At 61.1% G+C, this 21,081-nt stretch carries 19 protein-coding genes; 5 read left to right on the top strand and 14 right to left on the bottom strand.

What is annotated here, in order from left to right:
* Positions 1-30 precede the first annotated feature (30 nt).
* Together JFN93_RS04200 and JFN93_RS04195 are read left to right on the top strand one after the other, a co-directional pair.
* Positions 31-372: a hypothetical protein gene (locus tag JFN93_RS04200; RefSeq protein ID WP_199382743.1), complete on the top strand. Its 342-nt coding sequence runs from the start codon at positions 31-33 to the stop codon at positions 370-372.
* 127 nt (positions 373-499) lie between these two features.
* Complete coding sequence (locus JFN93_RS04195; protein ID WP_199382742.1) at positions 500-1,270, top strand: cytochrome b/b6 domain-containing protein; 771 nt, start codon at positions 500-502, stop codon at positions 1,268-1,270.
* A 265-nt stretch (positions 1,271-1,535) separates the two neighbouring features.
* On the opposite strand, the gene mutM is transcribed toward JFN93_RS04195, so the two are convergent.
* Together mutM and JFN93_RS04185 are read right to left on the bottom strand one after the other, a co-directional pair.
* The gene (gene mutM, locus JFN93_RS04190; RefSeq protein ID WP_199382741.1) at positions 1,536-2,348 is read right to left on the bottom strand and encodes a bifunctional DNA-formamidopyrimidine glycosylase/DNA-(apurinic or apyrimidinic site) lyase; all 813 of its coding nucleotides are present in this window, start codon (positions 2,346-2,348) and stop codon (positions 1,536-1,538) included.
* Positions 2,349-2,351: 3 nt separating this feature from the next.
* On the bottom strand, positions 2,352-2,558 hold the full coding sequence (locus JFN93_RS04185) for a hypothetical protein (RefSeq protein ID WP_199382740.1): 207 nt from the start codon (positions 2,556-2,558) through the stop codon (positions 2,352-2,354).
* A gap of 664 nt (positions 2,559-3,222) precedes the next feature.
* Between JFN93_RS04185 and JFN93_RS04180 the strand changes: the two genes are divergently transcribed.
* Positions 3,223-5,397 (top strand): PAS domain-containing sensor histidine kinase, encoded by a 2,175-nt coding sequence (locus JFN93_RS04180; protein ID WP_199382739.1) that lies wholly within the window; start codon positions 3,223-3,225, stop codon positions 5,395-5,397.
* Here the strand turns inward: JFN93_RS04180 and JFN93_RS04175 are convergent.
* A complete protein-coding gene (locus JFN93_RS04175) occupies positions 5,394-6,302 on the bottom strand; it encodes an electron transfer flavoprotein subunit alpha/FixB family protein (RefSeq protein WP_199382738.1) in 909 nt (302 codons plus the stop codon). The two genes, JFN93_RS04180 and JFN93_RS04175, sit on opposite strands and share 4 nt — an antisense overlap.
* Before the next feature lie 99 nt (positions 6,303-6,401).
* A complete protein-coding gene (locus JFN93_RS04170; protein ID WP_199382737.1) occupies positions 6,402-7,181 on the bottom strand; it encodes an electron transfer flavoprotein subunit beta/FixA family protein in 780 nt (259 codons plus the stop codon).
* 491 nt (positions 7,182-7,672) lie between these two features.
* Between JFN93_RS04170 and JFN93_RS04165 the strand changes: the two genes are divergently transcribed.
* Positions 7,673-8,509: a GntR family transcriptional regulator gene (locus JFN93_RS04165; RefSeq protein ID WP_199382736.1), complete on the top strand. Its 837-nt coding sequence runs from the start codon at positions 7,673-7,675 to the stop codon at positions 8,507-8,509.
* Here the strand turns inward: JFN93_RS04165 and JFN93_RS04160 are convergent.
* From JFN93_RS04160 to JFN93_RS04115, 10 genes are all read right to left on the bottom strand, one after another.
* Entirely contained in the window at positions 8,488-9,678 is a 1,191-nt protein-coding gene (locus tag JFN93_RS04160; RefSeq protein ID WP_236021528.1) for a hybrid sensor histidine kinase/response regulator, read from the bottom strand. The genes JFN93_RS04165 and JFN93_RS04160 overlap by 22 nt on opposite strands.
* Before the next feature lie 104 nt (positions 9,679-9,782).
* Positions 9,783-9,911: a FeoB-associated Cys-rich membrane protein gene (locus JFN93_RS04155; protein WP_199382735.1), complete on the bottom strand. Its 129-nt coding sequence runs from the start codon at positions 9,909-9,911 to the stop codon at positions 9,783-9,785.
* Between the two features lies 1 nt (position 9,912).
* Positions 9,913-12,123: a ferrous iron transport protein B gene (gene feoB / locus JFN93_RS04150; protein WP_407931868.1), complete on the bottom strand. Its 2,211-nt coding sequence runs from the start codon at positions 12,121-12,123 to the stop codon at positions 9,913-9,915.
* 29 nt (positions 12,124-12,152) lie between these two features.
* The gene (locus JFN93_RS04145) at positions 12,153-12,383 is read right to left on the bottom strand and encodes a FeoA family protein (protein WP_199382734.1); all 231 of its coding nucleotides are present in this window, start codon (positions 12,381-12,383) and stop codon (positions 12,153-12,155) included.
* Positions 12,380-12,643 carry a FeoA family protein gene (locus JFN93_RS04140; RefSeq protein WP_199382733.1) on the bottom strand — a complete coding sequence of 88 codons (264 nt, stop codon included), beginning with the start codon at positions 12,641-12,643 and terminating at the stop codon, positions 12,380-12,382. The genes JFN93_RS04145 and JFN93_RS04140 overlap by 4 nt, the downstream gene beginning before the upstream one ends.
* 109 nt (positions 12,644-12,752) lie before the next feature.
* A complete protein-coding gene (locus JFN93_RS04135; RefSeq protein WP_236021527.1) occupies positions 12,753-13,463 on the bottom strand; it encodes a DUF3793 family protein in 711 nt (236 codons plus the stop codon).
* A gap of 277 nt (positions 13,464-13,740) precedes the next feature.
* Positions 13,741-14,682, bottom strand: a complete 942-nt coding sequence (locus tag JFN93_RS04130) for an MBL fold metallo-hydrolase (protein ID WP_199382731.1) — start codon at positions 14,680-14,682, stop codon at positions 13,741-13,743.
* Positions 14,683-14,842: 160 nt separating this feature from the next.
* A complete protein-coding gene (locus tag JFN93_RS04125) occupies positions 14,843-16,621 on the bottom strand; it encodes an acyl-CoA dehydrogenase family protein (protein ID WP_199382730.1) in 1,779 nt (592 codons plus the stop codon).
* 158 nt (positions 16,622-16,779) lie between these two features.
* The gene (locus JFN93_RS04120) at positions 16,780-17,961 is read right to left on the bottom strand and encodes an acetyl-CoA C-acyltransferase (RefSeq protein ID WP_199382729.1); all 1,182 of its coding nucleotides are present in this window, start codon (positions 17,959-17,961) and stop codon (positions 16,780-16,782) included.
* A gap of 91 nt (positions 17,962-18,052) precedes the next feature.
* Complete coding sequence (locus tag JFN93_RS04115) at positions 18,053-20,410, bottom strand: 3-hydroxyacyl-CoA dehydrogenase/enoyl-CoA hydratase family protein (protein ID WP_199382728.1); 2,358 nt, start codon at positions 20,408-20,410, stop codon at positions 18,053-18,055.
* Between the two features lie 278 nt (positions 20,411-20,688).
* Here JFN93_RS04115 and JFN93_RS04110 point away from each other — a divergent pair, with 278 nt between their 5' ends.
* The gene (locus tag JFN93_RS04110) at positions 20,689-21,006 is read left to right on the top strand and encodes a hypothetical protein (protein ID WP_199382727.1); all 318 of its coding nucleotides are present in this window, start codon (positions 20,689-20,691) and stop codon (positions 21,004-21,006) included.
* The last annotated feature ends 75 nt before the right edge of the window (positions 21,007-21,081 follow it).

The raw sequence follows: 21,081 nt of genomic DNA, 5'->3' as shown, positions 1-21,081 counted from the left end.
GAGACGACTACTATACAAGGAGAGCACGCCATGATCAGAAAAACCATCGCCCTGATTCTTTGTCTGACCACGCTCGCCCCCGCCGCAGCCGGCGCCCAGGAGGCTTCCGGGGCGCTCAACCCGCCGGCACCGGTGGAACGACGCGTCACGGAGAGACCTTCGGTGCCGCCGGAGCTCAACCTGCCGCGGGCAACCGAAGAGAAGATCCAGCTGGCCCAAAACGATACCACCGCACCGGCACGGGAGCAGGAAACCCGGGACCGGTCCTGCGGCGGCTTCCGCAACTGGGTCGATATCCACCTCGGCGGATATCGCTGGATCTACTGGGCCGTCGCAGCAGGGGCCCTGATTGCAATACATGCCGCTCATTGATCAGCTGTCGAAGTAGCTCAGTTCATTCCCCTTCCGTGCCGGACCTTTTCCGGGCCGGCACCTCAACCACTGAGAAGTTCGGCTGTTTATCGCAGCCGCTAACAGTAGGAATACCAGGAGGGAAGACATGGAACAGCGGAAGGCAGACCTGGAGCACCCCCACAAGATGATTTACCTCACCCCCATGCCGGTGCGGATCTGGCACTGGCTCAATGCATTGGGCATTGTGACGCTGACGGTTACCGGAATCCAGATCCGCTTCCCGGAGTACGTGAACGTCTTCGGCACCTACAAGTCGGCCATTTCCCTGCACAACACCGCGGGCATCGTCGTAGCCCTCTCCTACTTCCTCTGGCTCTTCTACTACGTCTTCGTCGTCGGCAGCCTCGCCAAGCTCTACATACCAACCCTGGAAGACATCAAGCACGGGCTGTTCCGGCAGGCGTTCTACTATTTCTTCCTGTATTTCTTCGGTAAGCCCAACCCGCACCACAGCACCCCGGACAACAAGTTCAACCCGCTGCAGAAAACGGCCTACCTGGCGATCATGCTGGTGCTGCTGCCGCTGGTCATCGTCACCGGCATTTTCCTGCTCAACGTCGCACCACTTCGTGGCGTGATCATCCTGATCGGCGGACTGAAGCTTCTGGTCGGGGCGCATTTCCTGATCGCCTGCTGCTTCACGGCCTTCCTTTTCGTCCACATCTACCTCGCCACCTTGGGCCACACGCCTTTTGCCCACTTCGTCCCGATGTGGACCGGCTGGGAAGAGGAGGAAGAGGAAGGCGGGGAAGAAAAACCGAAGATCGCGGCAAGTCCGGGACACGACCACGCCGCGGGAGGCGCCGGGCACGAGGCGGCAGCCAAAAGCGCGGCCATGACCTGCAAAGGGGCCTGATCCAGCACCATGGGCCGGCTCCCCGCGAGCGGCCGGAAATAACATAAGACTGATGCAGCGAAGCCTCCGCAGGGAATTCCCTCGGAGGCTTCGCTGTTTTTATCTTCCGAGCCATGCGGGAGTGACGGGCGCAGCATGCTGCGCCCCTACGGCAAGGGGGATGGCCTTCCTTGTAGGAGCGACATTCCTGTCGCGATCAGTTTCGTGGATCAAGCAAGGCGGCTGCCTACCCTGTGGGAGCGCCTTGCCAGGCACGATCATCCGCTCACTTCTGGCAGACCGGGCAGTAGAAGGTGGAACGGTTCCCCAACCTCCCCCGCTGGATCGGTGTCCCGCAGATCCGGCACGGCTGCTTTTCCCTGCCGTAAACCATGAGTTGTTGCGGATAGTAGACGAGTCTCCCGGCGTCGCTGCAAAAATCCATGCCGGAGCTCCCGGTGGCGATCGAGGTACCCAGCACGGCTTTGATCGCCTCGGCGAGGGTCCGGCACTGTTCGGCGGTGAGCGATCCGGCCAGCGTGGTCGGGAGCAATGCGCTGCGGAAGAGCGATTCGGCGGCGTAGATGTTCCCCACCCCGGCCACCACGGTGCCGTCCATGATGAAGCGCTGGATGGCGACCCGGCGCCCTCGGCTCTTTTCGTACAGGTAGCGGTCGGTAAAGGCCACCGTAAGCGGTTCCGGACCCAGGTGGGAGAGGAGCCGGTGCCGGAGCGGTTCATCGCTGGTCCAGTGAAGGGAGCCGAAATGGCGGGAATCGTTCAGACGCAGCATCTTTCCCGATTCGAGGGCCAGATCGAAAAGGTCGTGCTTTCCCGGCAGCCGGTCCTGCGGCAGAATACGCAGGTGGCCGGTCATGCCCAGATGCACCAGGAGCGTTCCCGCCGGAAAGCGAAGCAGCAGATACTTTCCCCGGCGCTCGACCGACTGGATCGGCTCGCCCACCAGTGCCGCCGAGAGCCCCGCCGGGAGCCGGCCCGCCAGTTTCAGGTCGCGCAGCGTGAGCCCCCGGACCCGCGCCCCTTGAAGGTGGGCGGTGATCCCGAGCCGGGTTACTTCCACTTCGGGTAATTCAGGCATAGCTTAGGACGCGGAGCTCGCGCCATCCTCCGGTTCGATGGGCACCGGTGCGCAGACGTTGTCCGCGGCGTTGGCTTCGGCACCGCAGGTAAAGCAGGCCACCGTCGGGTGGTCGGTGATATGGGCGATCTCCTCGGTAAGTCCCTTGCTTTTCAGCATGCAGATATGGCCGGTGTGGGTCTTCCCGCAACGGCAGACAGTCTCAGTCATCCTTTCCTCCTTGCCTTGTTTTTCTCTTTAATTACCGTATCGCTGCTACCCGCGTCAATCTCTTTGAACCGATCTCTCACGGGGGTAACACCGGTCTGTCAGTCACAATCCGGTCGCGGTCATGGCAAGTCTCCCGTTTCGTTCGTTACCGCCTCAGGTACTCAGCCGGTGCGCCCGGTCTCTCTCAGGCCGAAAACTAAGCTAGAGCATTGCTGAGGCACAGTGGCACCATGAAAGAAGGCTCATGTGGTTCTTGCTCACAGGGTGATAATATTATTAATTTATAATTATCTCTTGCCAACTGCACCCACTCCCTGTATAGTAGCGACTGCGTTAGAAAGTTCACATAACAGCTGTTTCCTTGCTCACTGACTCGCAGTCCAGTTTTGGCTAACCCGCATTATTCTCAAAGGGGAGAGCTGGTATGAAAGTCATGTCGCAAGAAAAGATTACGGGCACCACCAAAGCCATTTACGCTCCGAACCTGAGTCTGTCGTCGTTGGACAGTACCTCGTCTCTGGATGAAGCACAGCCTGCCCTGCCCGCGTTTTTCTTTCCCCTGAGACTTGGGCTATACCAGGCCGACGCGCGCGGTAGAGTCCTTCCCCTGCAGCCCACCCTGCACAGTGCCGATGGTATTTCATCCCCCGCACCGGCCACGTCTTTGTTTCTTCATCCCGAAGAGCGCCAGCGCATCGCCCGCAGCTGGCGGCAGGCGCTCGAAGCGGGAACCGAGTGGTCCCGGGAGTTCCGCTGCCTGACCGATTCCGGCGCGTTGGCGTGGGTTCATGGTTCGGCGGTCCCGATCCGGGACGCACGCGGCGAAATTACCGGTTATCTCGGCTGCAATCGCGACATCACCCGAAAAACGGCCGCAGAGACGGCACTGCAAAAAAGCGAGGAGCGCTACCGGCTCGCGCTGGATGCCACCCACGACGGGCTTTGGGACCTCGAGGTCGGCACGGACAACTGCTATTTCAGCCAAGGCTGCTTCGAGATGCTCGGCTACGCCGGCGACGAGCAGCACGCCGGCACCGACTGGCTGAGCATCGTGAACTGCAGCGACCTCGCCCGCGGCCGGGAAACCTATCGGGACTGCGTCGAGGGGAAGATCGACTCGTTCGAGGTGGAGTTCCGGATCAAGAGCAAGAAAGGGACCTGGAAGTGGATCCTGGTGCGCGGCAAGGCGACCAGCCGGAACCGCGACGGGATGGCCACCCGGATGGTAGGGACCTTCATCGACATCAGCGAGCGCAAGCAGATAGAGGAGTTGCTGCGCATGGAGCACAACCTCCTGGAGCTGATCACCTTGACCAGCCCGGTGGGCATCATGTTCATCAACCGCCAGGCCGAGATCATCTTCACGAACCCTCGTGCCGAGCAGATCCTCGGGTTCTCCCGGGATGGACAACCCAACAGCGGCCAGGGCACGGCCTACGGCGAACGCAAGGATTCCGGCCCGTTTCTCGCGGTGAAAGAGCGGGTCATCGGGCGGGTCCTGGAGAGCGGGGAACAGATCCTGAACCACTGCGTGACGATTCCGCGTCCGGAGGGGGAGCCGGTACACCTTTCCCTCAATGCCGCCCCTTTCCGGGAGGAAAACGGCCAGATCGGCGGAATCGTGGCCACCTTCGAGGATGTGACCGAGCTCAAGAGCAACGAGCAGGCCCTCTCGGACAACGCCTGGCTCCTCGCCGAGGGGCAGCGCATTGCCAACCTGGGGAGCTACGTTCAGGACCTCAAGGACAACACCCGCACCTATTCCAGCACCATGCAGGAGATCTTCGGCCTGCCGCAGGGGTATTCCGGCGCAACAGAGGATTTTCTGCTCACCGTGCACCCTGATTTCCGGGAAGCCTATGCCGTGCGGTTTTCCGCGGCGGTGGCGGCCCGACAGCGTTTCGAGATGGAATACAAGATCATCCGCCCCCGCGACGGTGAAGAGCGTTGGGTGGCCGAGTTCAGCGAGGTGCAGATGGATAATGCCGGTCCGATGGGGCGCCTGATCGGAACCGTGCAGGACGTCACCCAGCACAAGGCATCGGAAGAGGCGATCCGCACCCTGAACGACGAACTGGATCGCCGGGTCGCGGAGCGGACCTCGCAGCTGGACGCGGCCAAACAGGAGATGGAATCGTTCAGCTACTCGGTCTCCCACGATCTGCGCGCGCCGCTGCGTCACATCAACAGTTACAGCTCGCTGCTCATCGATGAGTTCAGCAGCCACCTCCCCAAGGAGGCCAAGCACTACCTGGAGCGGATCTGCGCCGCCAGCAGCCGGATGGGGCTGCTCATCGACGACCTGCTCATGCTGACCCGGGTGAGCCGCGCCGAAATGAAACACAACAGCTTCAGCATCAGCCGCCTCGCCGAGGAGGTTGCCGAAATGCTTCGGACCAACGAACCGGAGCGGACGGTGGATTTCGTCATCGCGGGAGGGCTTTCCGCCAAGGGGGACAGCGTACTGGTGCGTCTGGTCCTGGAAAACCTGATGCAAAACGCGATGAAATACAGCTCCAAGGTGCCAACGGCACGGATCGAATTCGGGAGAGCCCAGATCAAGGGGAAAAACGCTTTCTTCGTGCGCGACAACGGGGTCGGCTTCGACATGTCCTACTCGGACAAGCTGTTCCAGCCGTTCCAGCGGCTGCACGGGGCGGAATTCGAGGGGACCGGGATCGGCCTCGCCACGGTGAAGAAGATCGTGCAGCGGCACGGCGGTTGCGTCTGGGCGGAGGGGGTGGAAAACGAAGGGGCGACCTTCTTTTTCACGCTTCCGGACAAGCCGAAAACGAAATACGAAGGTCGCCCCGGTCTGGCTGCCGCAGCGGAATACTAGCCGGCAATCTTGGCGGTAAGCGCGGGAACGAACTGCAGCACGTCGGCCACCACCAGGACATCGGCGATCTCACCGATGGGTGCCTCGCGGTCCTTGTTGATGGCCAGGATGAAGCCGGATTTTTTCATCCCGGCCAGATGCTGGATGGCGCCGGAGATGCCGCAGGCGATGTAGAGCTTGGGGCTTACCGTCTGCCCGGTAGTCCCAACCTGGTGGCTGTGTTCGACCCACCCGGCGTCAACGACCGGGCGGCTGGCGCCGAGTTCTCCGCCCAGAGCCTTCGCCAGGGCGGCAATCACCTCGACGTTTTCTTTCTTCCCGACGCCGCGCCCGGCGCTCACGATGATCTCGGCGCGGGCGAGGTCGATATCCTTTGGTTCCGGCGGCTGGTAGCCGGCAAACTCCACCAGGGAGACGGCGCTCTCCTTAAGCGGCTCCACCTGGGGGCTTCCTTCCGCCGGTGCCGCGGCAAAAGCGCCCGCCTGAATGGTGACGACCACCCTCCCCTGCAGCTTGACGGCCCGACGCATCTTCCCGTTACACGCCCCCAGCTCGAACCCGCCCTCCTTGAACCCGATGACCTCCGATACCTGTCCCACCCCCAGCCGTACCGCGACTCGCGGGGCAAGGTCCCATCCGTAGGAAGAATGGAGGAAAACGACGAGATCCGGATTTTCCTTTTCCACCGCGTCCAGGATGAGCTTTTTGTGCAGATCCGGCTGGTATTCGCCGGCCTGGGCGACATCGGCGAGGTAGAGCTTGCCGGCATAGCCCGGCAACCGGCCCGGGTCGCCGACCAGGAACATCGCGGAGTCGGCGCCGAGTTGACGGGCGAAGCCGACGAGTTCGTACGTGGATTCGAGCAGTTTACCTTCCCGGGATTCCCCGATCAGCAGCGCTTTCATATATCCTCCCCAGCCAGACCGGCTTATCAGGTGCCGTTGCCTTGCGTGCCCCCCACTCCAGGCGAGGGCGTTACTGGTTCATCGTTCATTGGTCATTAATCATTGTCTAAGTGCCGGCGTCTTCTCCTTGAGAATGGCGTAGACCCGGTTCACGAGTTCGGTGACGTCACCTTCCAGCACCATTCCCCCGCCTTTTTTCTCGGGGGCGTAGAAGCTCTCCGTGGCAATCCTGGTCTCCTCCTGCAAGAGGTTCGCGACCGGGACCGTTTCCAGCTCCTTTTTCTTGGCCTTCATGATGTTGGGCAGGGTCGGATACCGGGGGACGTTGAGCCCCAATTGGCAGGTGACCAGCGCCGGGAGCTTCATCTTGACCACTCCCTTGAGACCTCCTTCCAATTCGCGGGTAGCGGTGACCACTCCGTCGGCAAACGAGAAGCCCACGAGGGTCGTGGTGCAGGCATAACCGAGGAGTTCCGCGATGGTGGGGCCTATCTGGGCCGAACCGCGGTCTTGGGACTGGAAACCGGTGAAGATGAGGTCGTACTGCTGCGAGCGGGCATAGGCCGCGATGATCGAGGCGATCTGCCAGGGGTCTTTCAAATGCGGCGCCGGATCCTGCACGTGCACCGCACGGTCGCACCCCATGGCCAGCGCCTTTTTGAGGACCTCCACCACCCGGTCCGGCCCCACCGAGAGCACGGTCAACTCGGCCGCATCGCCCAACTGCTCCCGAAGCCGCACCGCCTGCTCCACGGCATAGTCGTCGTACTCGTTGATGCGGAAAGCGAGATCGGTTTCCGAATACCATTGCCCCGACGGATCGGGTTTGAACCGCGACTCCAGATCGGGAACCTGTTTCACGCATACCAGCAGTTTCATGTTCGGCCTCCCTTTCCGCCTCTATCGGTGCGGATGTAGCACATTAACCTTAGAACCGGGCCCAATCAACCTATTAATTAATCATTCTCCCCCAAGGGGAAAATCCCGCCTTCTCATTAATAATAACCGCCTTCCCCGCCCTCTGGCAAGGGAGAGTTGGCTCCCGAGTCTTTCCTTTTCGTCAGATATAAAACACATACATAACGTCATGTCGTTATTTTCCATCACAAAAGGGCCTGCTCTTGTAATTTCTATTGATTTATCTTAGAACATTGTTTAAATTCCGATGCACTGATCAGGGTCGTTCAAAACGACCTTTTGTAGGCTCAACCCTACCCCCAAGGTAGGGAAAACGGAACCATCGTGCCATCTGCACCCAGGTCACATCCGCGCGGCCATCATGCTTCAAATACAACTATGTTATATGCAATGAGGTTTCCATCCGGGGAGCGCCGCAGGGCGTCCCGGACCGGATACCGGGGAAGGTAAAGATGAAAAGGTCACATGAAAAGATTGAGCGCTGCCTGGTAAACAGCCTGTTGAGCGGAGCGGTTCCCCCGGGGAGTGCCTTGGAAAGTGAACGGGATCTGGCAGAAAAGTTCTCGGTAAGCCGTGCTACGGTGCGGGAAGCCCTGCAGCAGCTGGAAAAATCGGGATGGATCTCCAAACAGCAGCGTCATGCCACCGTCGTGAACGACTTCTGGTCGAAGGGGGATTTGGACCTCCTCGCTTCCATCGAGAGAAACAGCGAGACCTTCCCCGTGGACCTCGCCATCCACATCCTGGAGCTGCGCGTGCAGTTCGCTCCCGACTACGCCCGCAAAGCGATCGAGAACAACAGCAGCCGAGTCGTCGAGTTCCTGATGCGCGCCAAGAAAATCACCGACAGCGGCACCGCCATCGCCCGCTACGACTGGGAATTGCACCTGACCTTGGCGATCCTGTCCGGCAACCGGATTTATCCCTTGATCATGAACAGCTCCGAGCACCTCTACAGCCGGATGCGGCGCCAGTTCTTCGCCAAGCAGGAGATCCGGACCCTGACCAAGGCCTACTACAAGGACCTCCTCCAGGCAGCGATGGAGGGGGACGCCGAGAAGGCCGAACTGATCACGCGCACCGCAATGCGGCAGCGTCTGAGTACGTTTCAGGAGTGTGCGGAATCGAGCCTTATGGAAGAACCGGAGAAGTTCCGGGAATGCCGGGAGAAGTGCCGCTACGATAAGTGCCGCCCCCATGACTACGGACGCGGCTTCCTCGCACCGGTGGGACCGTCGGCCGGGATGGCCGACCGCCACTCGGAAGGTCAGGCAGGAAGCGTGAAATAGAAGGTCGCGCCCTCACCGGGCGTCCCCTCGGCCCAAACCCGCCCGCCGTGGCGCCGAATGATCCGCTGCACCACGGCGAGGCCGATCCCGACACCCTCGAATTCCCCCTCCTGGTGCAGGCGCTGGAACGGACCGAAAAGGCGGCTCGCGTACTGCATATCGAAGCCGGCCCCGTGGTCGGAAATGAAGTAAGCCCCCCCATCCCCTTCCCTTCTGCCGAACGAGATGACCGTCCGGTCCTTTTTCCCGCTGAACTTGAAGGCATTTTCCAGAAGCTGTTTGAGCGCGGTCCGCATCAACGGGGCGTCGCCATGGGCGAGGAGGTTTTCCTGAACGCGGAGTTCGACCGGGCGCTGGGGATCAGCAGCCTGCAACGCCATGACGCACTCCCGGACCATGAAACTGAGATCGATCTGGGTCGGAGCCATATCCTGGGCTCCCACGCGGGACAGGGTGAGCAGGGCATCGACCAGGGCTTCCATCTTGCGCGCCGCCTTGGCGATGCAGTCGAGGTACATCAGGGCCGTCCCCTGGAGGTCGGCGCGGTGGTCTTCCAAAAGGGCGTTGCTGAAACCGACCAAGTGGCGCAGCGGTGCCCGCAGGTCGTGGGAAATCGAGTAACTGAAGGTCTGCAGTTCGCCGGCTACCTCGGCAAGGGCTTCTTTTTGCCGCTCAAGCTCCGCGGTCAACCGCTTCACTTCAGCCGCAGCGTCTGTCGGCCGCGAAACACCGGCCGCAACTCGAGGGGAACCTGGCGACGTGGCGGGAGCGGCCGCTTTGACCGCGGCGTTTTTCCGGGCCAACTGGCGTTGCAGTTTCAGGCGGATGAGTTCCGGGAGCAACGGACCGGCCAGAAAGTCGGCGCATCCCGCTTGGAGGGCGCGCAGTTCCAGTCCGGAATCGGGCTTGGTAGCGGTGACCAGGATGGGAGTGGCAGGAAACTCCGAGCTCAGCCGGGAGCAGAGCTCGACGCCGTCCATGCCGGGCAGGACGGCGTCGATGAGAATGAGATCCGGGGGGGGGGCGCCATGGGCGAGTTCCCACCCCCGGCTTGCGTCATTGGCGAGTACCAGGGAAAAGCCATCGTGCAGCGCCTGAGTCAAAAGCTGGAGGGTGTCGGCGTCATCATTGACGACCAGGACTCGTGGATGCTCCGAAAATCCCTTCATTGAACCTCCCTTCCCCCTTGCCGGTTCCTGAGTTTTCCCGGGACGGGCATCAACTAGTTATACACATCTGGCCCGGAAAGAGAAGCTCTTTTTAATGGGCTGTCTCAATGAGAGCGGTCACAACCTCCGTCACATCCGGGACAGTGCCCTTTTTTCTGCCACAACGAGCGGTACAGGATGTAACAGCAGCCGACCACCAGCACCGCAGCGATTACCAGATCACTAAAACCCATCTCAACCTCCCAGGCCAAGGAGGGTCCCCCCCTGGTAGATGAGGCACGCCATGCCCCAGGCGAGGACCGTCTGGTAGGCAAAGGCGACGCCGAACCATTTCCAACCGTTGAATTCCTGGCGCATCGCAAAGGCGACCACCATGCAGGGCATGTACAGCAGGACGAAGGCCATGAAGGCATAGGCCGTGAGCGGGGTGAAGGTTTTCAGCACCATCCCCTTGAGGGCGGAGCGTTCCTCCTTTTCCTGGGTGTCCAGGCTGGTGATGCCGAAGGTGGAAACCACGTTGCTGACCGATTCCCGGCACGCCTTGCCGAAGGAGACGGCGACCTCCTTTACTTCCTCGCCAAAGGGCTTGAACTCCTGCTTGGCCTCTTCCTTCTTGGGGGCATAGATCTCCCCCATGGTGCCGACCACGATCTCCTTGGCGATCACCCCGGTGATCAAGGAGGAGGCGGCCTGCCAGGTGCCGAAGCCGAGCGGGGCGAGAGCCGGCGCCATCACCTGTCCCGCCTGCCCCAGGTAGGAATCCTTCCGGTTCTCCACCCCCCAGGGGAGGTTCAGCAGGAACCATACCAGTACCGAGACGGCGAAGATGTAGGTCCCGGCCTTGATCAGGAAGTGCTTCCCTTTCTCCCAGGTATGCACGCAGAGGCTGTGCAAGGACGGCATCCGGTACGGCGGAAGCTCCATGATGAACATCGGGGCCTCGCCGCGGAACAGGGTCTTCTTGAAGATGAGCCCCATCACGATGGCAAGCGCGATCCCCATAACATAAAGGGACCAGATCACCGTTCCCGAGCTGCGCGGGAAGAAGGCGCCGGTGAAGACGACGTAGACCGGCAGGCGTGCGCCGCAGGACATGAGCGGGATGAGCAGCGCCGTGAGCGCCTTGTCGCGCGGGTTCTCCAGGGTGCGGGTCGCGTAGATGCCCGGGACGTTGCAGCCAAAGCCCAAAAGCATCGGGATGAACGATTTGCCGTGCAGCCCGATCGCATGCATGGCGCGGTCCATGACGAAGGCGGCGCGGGCCATGTAGCCGCTCCCCTCCAGGAAGGTGATGAAGAACATCATCAGGAAGATAACCGGCACGAAGACCAGGACGAAACCGACGCCGGAGATGACCCCTTCGGTCGCGAGGGAGACGGTCCAGTCCGGGGCCCCGATCGCGCCCAGCAGGATGGAGGCCCAGTGCTTGAACGGGCCGCCGGTCATGTCGTTGATCCAGTCCCCGAAAGGCTTGGAGAGGTCGAAGGTGAGCTTGAACATGAGCCACATGGCCCCGAGGAAAATCGGGATCCCGAGGAAGCGGTTCAAAACCACCCGGTCGATCTTCTCGGTCAGCTCGGTCTTCTTCAGTTCCGGCTTGCGCAGCACCTCGCGGGTCAGCCCCGAGGCGAGACCGTAGCGTGCCTCGGCCATCAGGGATTCCACGTCGTCACCGTGCTCGGAGCGGAGGTGATGCAGGGCCCGCTCCAAAAGGGCCTCGTCGCCGAAGTTCACCTGGCGCAGCACATGCTCGTCACGCTCCATGATTTTGAGCACCAGCCAGCGTTCGGGAAACCGCTCCAGAAGCGGTGCGGACTCCAGCGCCAGTTCGCGGGCCAGCAGCTCGGCGGCCGTTTCGATGTCGTAGCCGTAGTTGAGTTTTTTCGGGCGCCGCAGCTTAGGCGCGGCGGCGGTCGCCACCACCGCCTCCAGCAGCTGGTCCAGGCCCGATTTCCGGGTGGCTGCAGTCGGGACGGCAACGACACCGAGCATTTCTTCGATCCCCTTCACGTCGAGCCGGTATCCCTTTTCCTGCGCCTCGTCGCTCATGTTGAGCGCCATCACCACCGGGATTCCGAGTTCCAGGATCTGGACGGTCAGGTAGAGGTTGCGCTCCAGGTTGGTGGAGTCGACGACGTTGAGGATCAGGTCGGGACGCTCCTGCACCAGGTAGTCCCGGGCGATGATCTCTTCCTGGGTGTAGGGCGAGAGCGAATAGGTCCCCGGCAGGTCCACCAACCGGATCCGCGTCCCCTGGTGCTCGAAGGAGGCCTCCTTCTTCTCCACGGTGACGCCGGGCCAGTTGCCGACGTGGAGCCGGGAACCCGCAATGGCGTTGATCAGGGTGGACTTCCCCGCGTTGGGGTTGCCGGCAACCGCCACGGTGATCACGCGCCGGGCACCGGAATCCACCGTGGCATCACGGTAACCGTCCGCCGGGGCCACTACCTCGTCTTTAAGCTGCACCACACTTTTCACTGCACCACCTCCACACCGATTTCCTCCGCCTCGGTCTTGCGCAGCGAAAGATGATAGCTCTTGATCTTGATGTCGATCGGGTCCCCCAAAGGCGCCACCTTCTCGACCCTGATCTCCTCACCGACCAGCACCCCCATGTCCATGAGCCTTCTCCTCAAGGCTCCCTTGGTGCCGATGTTGCTGATCAGCGCCCGGTCTCCCGGTTTGAGCATCGAAAGATTCGTCATTTTGCCACCTCCTTGATCATGATCTTCATTGCCAGGGCTCGGTCCAGGGCCAGGCGGGACTCGTCCACCTTGAGCAGGATCGGCCCTCCTGCATTGCGCAGCATCTCGACCATCTTCCCCACCCGGATGCCCAAATCCTCCACTCGACAGTCACATTTGCCACGCTCGTTGCCGCAGCCGCTGGAACAAAGGGTCGGTGCCACCCTGATTTCCGCGATCTCGCCATGTTCACCCACACCCAGCAGTCCCAAAGGCATCATCTTCTTGTCTCCTCCATCGATCGATTGTCGTGTACGTCAACCGGTTGGCGCGGCCCTAAGGCCTTCTTTCTGAAATCCGGCAGCAGCTAACCGGTGTTGATATTCATTTTCAGGCAGCGAGCCTGGAAAAGCGGTTTTCGAGGTGCTCTTGAAACTGACAGCCGTGCAGGCAATCGAGCGGGCTGCATCCTGCGGCCAGCCGAGAGGACATGAGACATCGGCAGGCGCGGTGGGTTTCGGCAAGTTGCAGACTCGGGGTCGGATCTCCGTAGATTTTCCAGGGTCCCTGGCAGGTGAAACGCGGCTTCCCCCACCCCATGAATCCGACCACGTCTTTGAGCGGGTAGCCGAGGAAGACGCCGACCTCATGGGGAAATTCCCCGCCCGTCATTCTCGACTGCAAGATGCCCAGCGCCTGGTCCGGGTCCTGGGTTGCCGGATAACCGGCCTTCCCCAGAACCGTGGCCACGTCCCTGCGCTGCAGCAGCCCGGCCAGGGTATCGGGGCGGAAAAAGATGATCAGGATCGATGAGCCGCGGTCGGCCAGCACCCGCGCGCTGAGATCGCTTTTAGAAAGGAGCTCCGCCCCATGCTTTTGCCAGAGGCGGTAGAGATTGCGGCCGCAGGGCCGCGGCTTGTCGGCGAGGCTCAGGATATTGGCAGGCTTGGCCCCGGCCAGAACCTCGGCGCATTCAAGGGCGAGAAAGGAGGCGAGGCATTCCTGCTCGTCGGGGAAAAGGGGAGAAAATTCCTGCCATCCGGCTCGTGCCGATGTCGGGGCAGAAAGGTGGGCTCCAGCATTACCGGCTGTCGTCGCCATGCGCATCTCCTTTCAGTCATTTCCGCCGATAAGCATGCGGCGGATAGCGGATATGGACATTCATTTTCATTTAGCCGAGACAGTACCGCCCCGGCGGAAACGATTCAGATGGAGGTAAAAACTCTAAGTGGAAGAGCCGGAGATAGGATGGCAGCCCGGCATAATCGAAATTGAAAACTGTTATCAGCTTGTAAAGGAGATGCTCGATTTAGTCAAGCGAAAAAAAAGGCGAATCGGCGTTTTCCGATTCGCCCCTACTCTCTTTCTTTGTTCTCTGTCAATCCACGGCCCGGCCATAAAGCTCGGCAAGTAGGTCTAACAGACTGATTTCCTTAAGTGACTCTCTCAGCAGCTCCGGCTCTGCCAGGAAGTCCCGCATGAAGAAGATTTCTGACACCTTCATGAACTTAACAAACGGGTCCAGGCCGTCCCCGAAAATTTGGCTTATCATTTCGGCCGGCTTTTCCAGGTGTGCATAGGGGCGGACCTTGGCCGCCCGCTCCAGTAGCTTTCGGACATAAAAGAGGATCGTGTCGCGGACGCCGTCGACGTGGTCCCGGTGTCCGGGATGGATCTCCCTTCCCTCCAGCGACGCCAGCGCCGGTAGGCTGCTACAGTAAGCCGCATAGTTACGGTAGCGCCCGGAGAAGGTTTTTAGGTCTACTTCCAGGACCGGATTCTGGAAGATCTCCCGCAGCAGAAGGTCGCCGGTCACCGCGGCGCCGTCCAGAAGGTAGACGGTATCGGCCTGGGAATGCCCGGGGCAGGAAAGGTAGGTGATGCCGAGGTGGTCGAGGACTTCCTGCGACTCCTCCACGATGTGGAAACGCTCCAGCGGAACCGCGGCCAGATGGCTTTCGATGGAGATTTTCCGCTGGACTTGGGCAAACTCGGCGTCAAACCCCGCCTCGACGAGGATGTCCACCAGGGCCGCCCGTCGCTCGTGGGAACGGCAGACTTTGACGGCATCACGGCGCGGGATGTAGATCTGGGCGTCGGTGTGCTTTTCCAGGTAACCGGCGTGCCCGAAATGGTCGACGTGGCAGTGGGTGATGAAAACGTGCTTGAGACGTTTGAGGTCGACGTTGCGCTTCAGCGCAGCCAAGCCGTCCTCGGTGGGGGGCCCGGTATCGAAGAGTACCAGTTCGCCTTTTATTTCGGTGCTGTAGTAATGGGCTTCGCCGACGACATACGGGGTGGGTACGGTGTGCTGGATCATGAGGCAAAAAATAAGGCCGGCCGCAGGGCCGGCGCATCCTTTCTTTATTCTTGCTGAAGAGCAACGAGAAACAGTACCAGCGACTATTTACAGCCCGCCGGCTACACGTCCCCTCCCCTACAAGGGGAGGGACAGGGTGAGGATGGGGTTCCCCGTCATTTTAGAAGACGTATCTTTCCGCCTCCAGCGCGGCATTCGCCAGCGTCCGCTTGGCCTGGAGCAGGTTTGCCGGGAGGTACTTGGTATAGCGCCGGATCCCCGAAAGGATCATGGTGAGGGTATCCCCCTCGGCGGCATAGAAAGCCGCCTTTTTCGCGGCTTTGGCTACCTTCTCGTTCCCCTCGAAGGTACAGACGGTGACCGCAGCCGCCACGGCGTCGCGCTTGGCCTCGCTGGCCCCCTGCAGCATCTTCTCCCCACGAAGCAGCGCGCTTTCCATGGCAAAGATGTTCAGCACCATGTCGGCCAGGGCGAGCAGCAATTCCTGCTCTTCCCGGATCTTCGCCTGGTAGCGCTGCGCCGCATTCCCCGCAACCACCAGGAAAGCCTGTTTCAGATTGGCGACGGCCCTTTTCTCGGCAGCAAAGGCAACGGTGTCGTCGGCCTCCTCGAACGAAGGGGACATCAGCGCCTCAAAGGCCTTCATCGCCTTGCTCTGGAGGGGTATTGCCCCTTTCATGGTCCTTTCCAGGATGATTCCCGGGATCAGCAGGCGGTTGATCTCGTTGGTTCCCTCGAAGATCCGGTTGATCCGTTCGTCCCGGTAGTACGCCTCGGCCGGGTATTCCTGGATGAAGCCGTAGCCGCCGAAGATCTGTACCACATCGTCGGCAACCTGGGCAAGCGCCTCGCTGCAGTAGACCTTGGCAATGGCGCATTCAATGGCATATTCCTCGACCGCTTGCTGGTAGGCGACGTAGTAGTCCGGCGCTCCCTGGGGAAGGGTGGCGAGCCGGTCGTCGATCATCCCGGTGATCCGGTAAACCAGGGACTCAGCGGCGAAGATGTCCGCGCAGCGGTCGGCGATCTTTTCCTTGATGGCGCCGAAGGAACCGATGGTCCGTCCGAACTGCTTGCGCAGGTTGGCGTAGCGGATCCCCTCCCCTATCGCCTTCTTGGCGGCGCCCACGACGGCGGCGCCGAGCTTGAGCCGCCCGACGTTAAGGATGTTGAAGGCAATCTTGTGTCCCTTGCCGATCTCACCTAGGACGTTCTCCACCGGCACCTTGGCGTTATCCAGGATGATCTGGGTGGTCGAGGAGCCCTTGATGCCGAGCTTCTTTTCCTCCGGGCCGACCGACAGCCCCTCCGTGGTCCGCTCCACGAGGAAAGCGGTGAACTTCTCCTTGTCCACCTTCGCGAAGATGGTGTAGATGTCGGCAATGCTGCCGTTGGTGGTGAACTGCTTGGTGCCGTTCAGGAGGTAGTATTTGCCGTCGTCGGAAAGGACCGCCGAGGCCTTGGCGCCCAGGGCATCGCTTCCGGATTCGGGTTCGGTGAGACAGTAGGCAGCGATCCATTCGCCGCTGATGATTTTGCCGAGGTACTTTTCCTTCTGCGCTGCGGTCCCATAGTAGACCAGCGGCAGCGTCCCGATACCGGTGTGCGCCGCGTAAACCACGGAGAACGACCCGGACGAGGCGATCTTTTCCGCGGCCAGCATACTGGTCGTTTTGTCGAGCTCCAGGCCGCCGTACTCTTCGGGCGCGTCGATCATCAGCAGGCCCAGCTCGCCGCAACGACGCATCAGGTCGACCACCGGGCCGAATTCCTGGTGTTCGATCCGCTCGCGCAGCGGCAGGACCTCGTTGATCACGAACTGCTCGGTCGTTTGGGCAATCTGGCGTTGTTCGTCGGAAAACTCCTCGGGGGTGAAAACGTCCGCCGGGGAGGTCTCGGTGATCAGGAATTCCGCACCATTAAAAAGTCGCTTCGCCATTTGCCACCTCACTGATCGGTTTTATCATGAACCCCCATCATCAGCCCCCCCATCCTCACCCTATCCCACTCATTGAAGGAGAGGGGACGTAGGTGAACCGGTGATCCTGCTGTGGGAACGCAATTCCTGGCGCGAATTTCATCACACCCGATGCTTAATCAATCTCCGCGGCCGGCCTCGAAAATGCCGGCTGCGCCCATCCCGCCGCCGATGCACATGGTAACGCAGCCAAACCGGGTACCGCTCCGGTGCATCTCCCGCAAAATCGAAGCGGTCAACTTCGCTCCGGTGCAGCCCAGCGGATGCCCCAGCGCAATGGCGCCGCCGTTCACGTTCACCCGCGCCGGGTCGAGCCCAAGCTCCTGTATGCAGGGAAGCGACTGGGCGGCAAACGCCTCGTTCAGCTCGAACAATCCCACATCCGAAAGGTTGAGGCCGGCAAGTCTCAGCGCCGCAGGGACCGCCTCGATAGGACCGATCCCCATGATCTCAGGCGGCACACCGCGGACCGCGAATCCCAGAAAGCGCGCCAGCGGCTCCTTAGCCAACCTTTTCAAAAAGGCCTCGGAAACCACCATCACCGCGGCGGCCCCGTCGGTCATCTGGGAGGCGTTGCCGGCAGTTACCGTTCCATTGGCCTTGAATGCGGGTTTGAGCTTGGCCAGCGTCTCCACCGTCGTATCGGCGCGCACGCCGTCATCCTGAAGCACCGTTTCGGTCGATCGCTGCATTTTCCCCTGGACCAGATGGCACCGCTCCGCCTCCACGGGGACGATCTCATCGAGGAATTTCCCCTGTTCGATAGCGGCCGCCGCCTTGGCGTGACTGGCCGCGGCAAAGGCGTCCTGCTCCCCGCGGGAGACCTGGTAGCGCTGGGCCACCAGTTCGGCGGTAATCCCCATGGACGCATAGGTCTCCGGCCAGGACGCTACCAGGCCGGGATTGGCGCTGTACTTGTTCCCCCCCATGGGGATCAGGCTCATGCTTTCGGCCCCCCCGGCGATGATGCAGTCGGCGAACCCGGCCATGATCCGTTCCGCCGCCAGCGCGATGGTCTGAAGCCCCGAGGAGCAGAAGCGATTGACGGTCTGTCCCGGAACCTGGTAGGGAAGGCCCGCCTTGAAAAGAGCAACCCGCGCGAGGTTCATCCCCTGCTCCGCCTCGGGAAAGGCGCAGCCGATGATGACGTCGTCAATTTCTGCCGGATCGACGCCGGTGCGCTGCATCAGGCCGCGGATGGCGGCCGCAGCCAGGTCGTCCGGGCGGACCTCTTTCAACTTACCCCGGTTGGCCTTGGTGCCGGCGGTTCGGACCGCTTCCAGAATGTACGCTTTTGCCATGATCATTTCCTCCAACGGCAACCGATGCCTAATACATGTCAGAGACGACTGCCGTTCTTCCTGGCGCAGCCATTCCCCTCCCCTTCGCCGATCAGTTCCTCAGCGGTCTTCCCTTCTTCAGCATGTGCTGAATCCGTTCCAGGGTCTTCTTCTGGCCGCACAGTTTCAGAAACGCCTCGCGTTCCAGGTCGAGAAGGTACTCTTCGGTGATCAGCGTCCCGCCGGGGACATCCCCGCCGGTGATGACGTCGGCGATGGTCGAGGCAAGGTAGCGGTCATATTCGGAGATGTAGCCCCCTTGCACCAGGTTCCAGAGCTGGGTCTTCATGCTGGCCGCATAGCTGCGGCCGGGGGCCTTGATCCCGGTGACGGGACGCCCCGGGCGATAGTTCGCGGCCAGGTCGATCACCTTCAACTTCGCGTCGTGCAGCCGCCGGTCGAGATTCATGCAGATCGCATCACCGGGACGCATCATCCCCATCCGGAAGAGCTCGGCGGCAGAGGTGCTGACCTTGGCCATGGCGATGGTCTGGTAGTTCTTGAAAATGAAGGGGGAAACGTCGGCGCCGTTTTCATCGGCCATCCGAATCGCACGAAGCGCCATTTCCTTGGTGCCGCCGCCGGCCGGCAAAAGTCCGACCCCGATTTCGACCAGCCCCATGTAGGTCTCGGCATGGGCGACCATGGCGTCGGCATGCAGACAGGTCTCGCACCCGCCCCCCATGACGAGCTGGTGCGGGGCCGCCACCACGGGGACCTTGGCGTACTTGATACCCATCATCGCCTTCTGGAAACCCTTGACCATCATGGCAACGTCATCGTACTCCCCTTCCGCGATCGCCATGGCAAGGAGCATCAGGTTCGCCCCGGCCGAAAAAAGGCTCCCCTCGTTGCCGATAACGAGGCCAATCCCCTCTTCCTCTGCCCTGCGTATCCCCTTGCCGATCATGGACATGACATCGGGACCGATGGTGTTCATCTTGCCGTGGAATTCCACGCAGAAAACGCCATCGCCCAGGTCGATGAGAGATGCGCCGGGGTTGCGTTCCACGGTCCTGCCGGCTTCCTTAAGCAGGGTGAGCGACACCGTGCCGGGTGCGACCGGGATTTCCTGAAAGGCACCCGCGGCCGGGTTGAACTGATACCTTTTCGCCCCTTCGATCTTATAAAACCGCTCCACCCCCCGCAGCCATTCCGGGATGGCGATCCCTTCCCGATCCGCACGCGCCACAAACGCTGCCACGCCGATCCCGTCAAGGGTCTCGAACGGGCCGAGTTCCCAGTTGTATCCCCACTTCATGGCATTATCGACGTTGGCGATGTCGTCCGAGATTTCCGGGATTCGTTTTGCGGCGTAGATGAGGGTATCGCGCAAGGTCTTCCAGGCGTATTCGGCACCGCGATCGTTGTCGCCGATCAGGGTCCGGATCCGCTCGGCGGGAAGATCGAGTTGCTTGGTGGCCCCAACCGAGGGGAAGGAAGGCTTGGCAGTGGGGAGATAGCCCCCGGTCCGGTGGTCGTAGAAGAACTTCACGCTCTTTCCTTCCACGGTTTGCCGCTGGTAAAACCCTTGCCCCGCCTTTTTCCCGATCTGTCCCGCCGCGACCATCTTGGTGATGAAGTCAGGAATGCGGAAGATGTCCCGTTCATCGTCGTTGGGAAGAAGCTCGTAGGTATTGGCGCAGACCCGGGCCACGGTGTCGATGCCGACCAGATCCCAAAGCCCGAAGGTTGCCGTCTTGGGCCGCCCCAGCGCCGGGCCGGTGAGCGCATCGACCTCTTCGACGTTGAAACCCATCTCCAGCATGTGCTTGACCGCGTTGGCCCCGGCGTAGGTTCCGATCCGGTTGGCGATGAAGTTCGGGGTGTCCTTGGCGTACACCACCCCCTTGCCGAGGCGGGCCTCGATGAACCGCGCCAATCCAGAAACGGTTTCCGGACTCGTCTTCCTGCCGGGAACAATCTCCATGAGGCGCATGTAACGGGGGGGATTGAAGAAGTGGGTCACCAGGAAGCGGGTGCGAAGCTCTTCCGGGAGGAACTGGGCCATGGCCTCAACCGACAGGCCGCTGGTATTGGTGGAGAGGATCGCCCCCTCCTTGAGGTTGGGAACGACGACGTGGGTAAAGACATGCTGCTTTACGGCAAGATTTTCCAGCACCGCCTCGATCACCCAGTCGCACTCTTTGAGCCGGGGCGCGTCGTCCTCGAAGTTCCCGGTCTCGATCCAGGTGCTGTATTCCGATAGGAAAAGAGGGGCGGGCTTCAGCTTGGCGAGGTTCTGCACCGCCGTTTCGGCAAGGCGGCTTCGGCCCTCGGCTCCGGGAGCGGTGGCCGGAGGAACCATATCGAGAAGGAGTACGGAAATCCCGGCATTGGCAAGGTGCGCCGCGATGGCGCTCCCCATGACTCCCGAGCCCAAAACGGCGACTTTATCGATTCTTTTCATCGCGCCTCCTTTGAACCACCAACCCGGCCGACGGCGTCGGCCGAAGAAACCGCAAAATTGCTGACCTTTCAGCTTGACACGTTGGCTTATGCTACCATAATATCCGCCTTCGAGGCACAACTATCCCGGTTTGGACGCTAGATCCACAGGATAGCCCCCGATGCTACGCCCCTGCAGCAATCCCCCGCCGCAGCATGCTCGCAAAGCTCGGATGCACCCCAGGTGCGAGTCCCTCTCCGCAAACCAAAATCCCAATTGCAATAGGAGCTGACTTTTTCATGACCCCGGACGTTATCGATACCCTTATTACCGAGCTCGGAAAATCCTTTAAAAAAGGCGTTTTTTCCGCCCAAGCCACCTTCTACTTCCAGATGGGATCCCACGGCGCAACCGCTACCGTCGATGGCGAATCATCTGCCTTCGAGCGCGGCAAAACGGTGGAAAGCCCTGACTGCACCTGTCAGACCAGCGAGGAGATGTTCCGAAAGATCTGGTTCGAAGGCTACCGCCCGGGGCTGCTCGACTTTATCGGCGGGAAGATCAAGACCAACAATCCGCTCATGTTGCAGCAGTTTTTGCAGGCATTCGGGAAGTAATGCCTGAAAACAACTAAGGCAAAATCCCCCCAGCCCCCCCTTGCCAAAGGGAGGTATCCAGGCCCGACCCGGTAG

Source organism: Geomesophilobacter sediminis, from assembly GCF_016458275.1.
Lineage (GTDB): Bacteria > Desulfobacterota > Desulfuromonadia > Geobacterales > Geobacteraceae > Geomesophilobacter > Geomesophilobacter sediminis.
The sequence above is the reverse complement of the archived record's forward strand: the minus strand, read 5'-3'. Positions and strand labels throughout refer to the sequence as shown.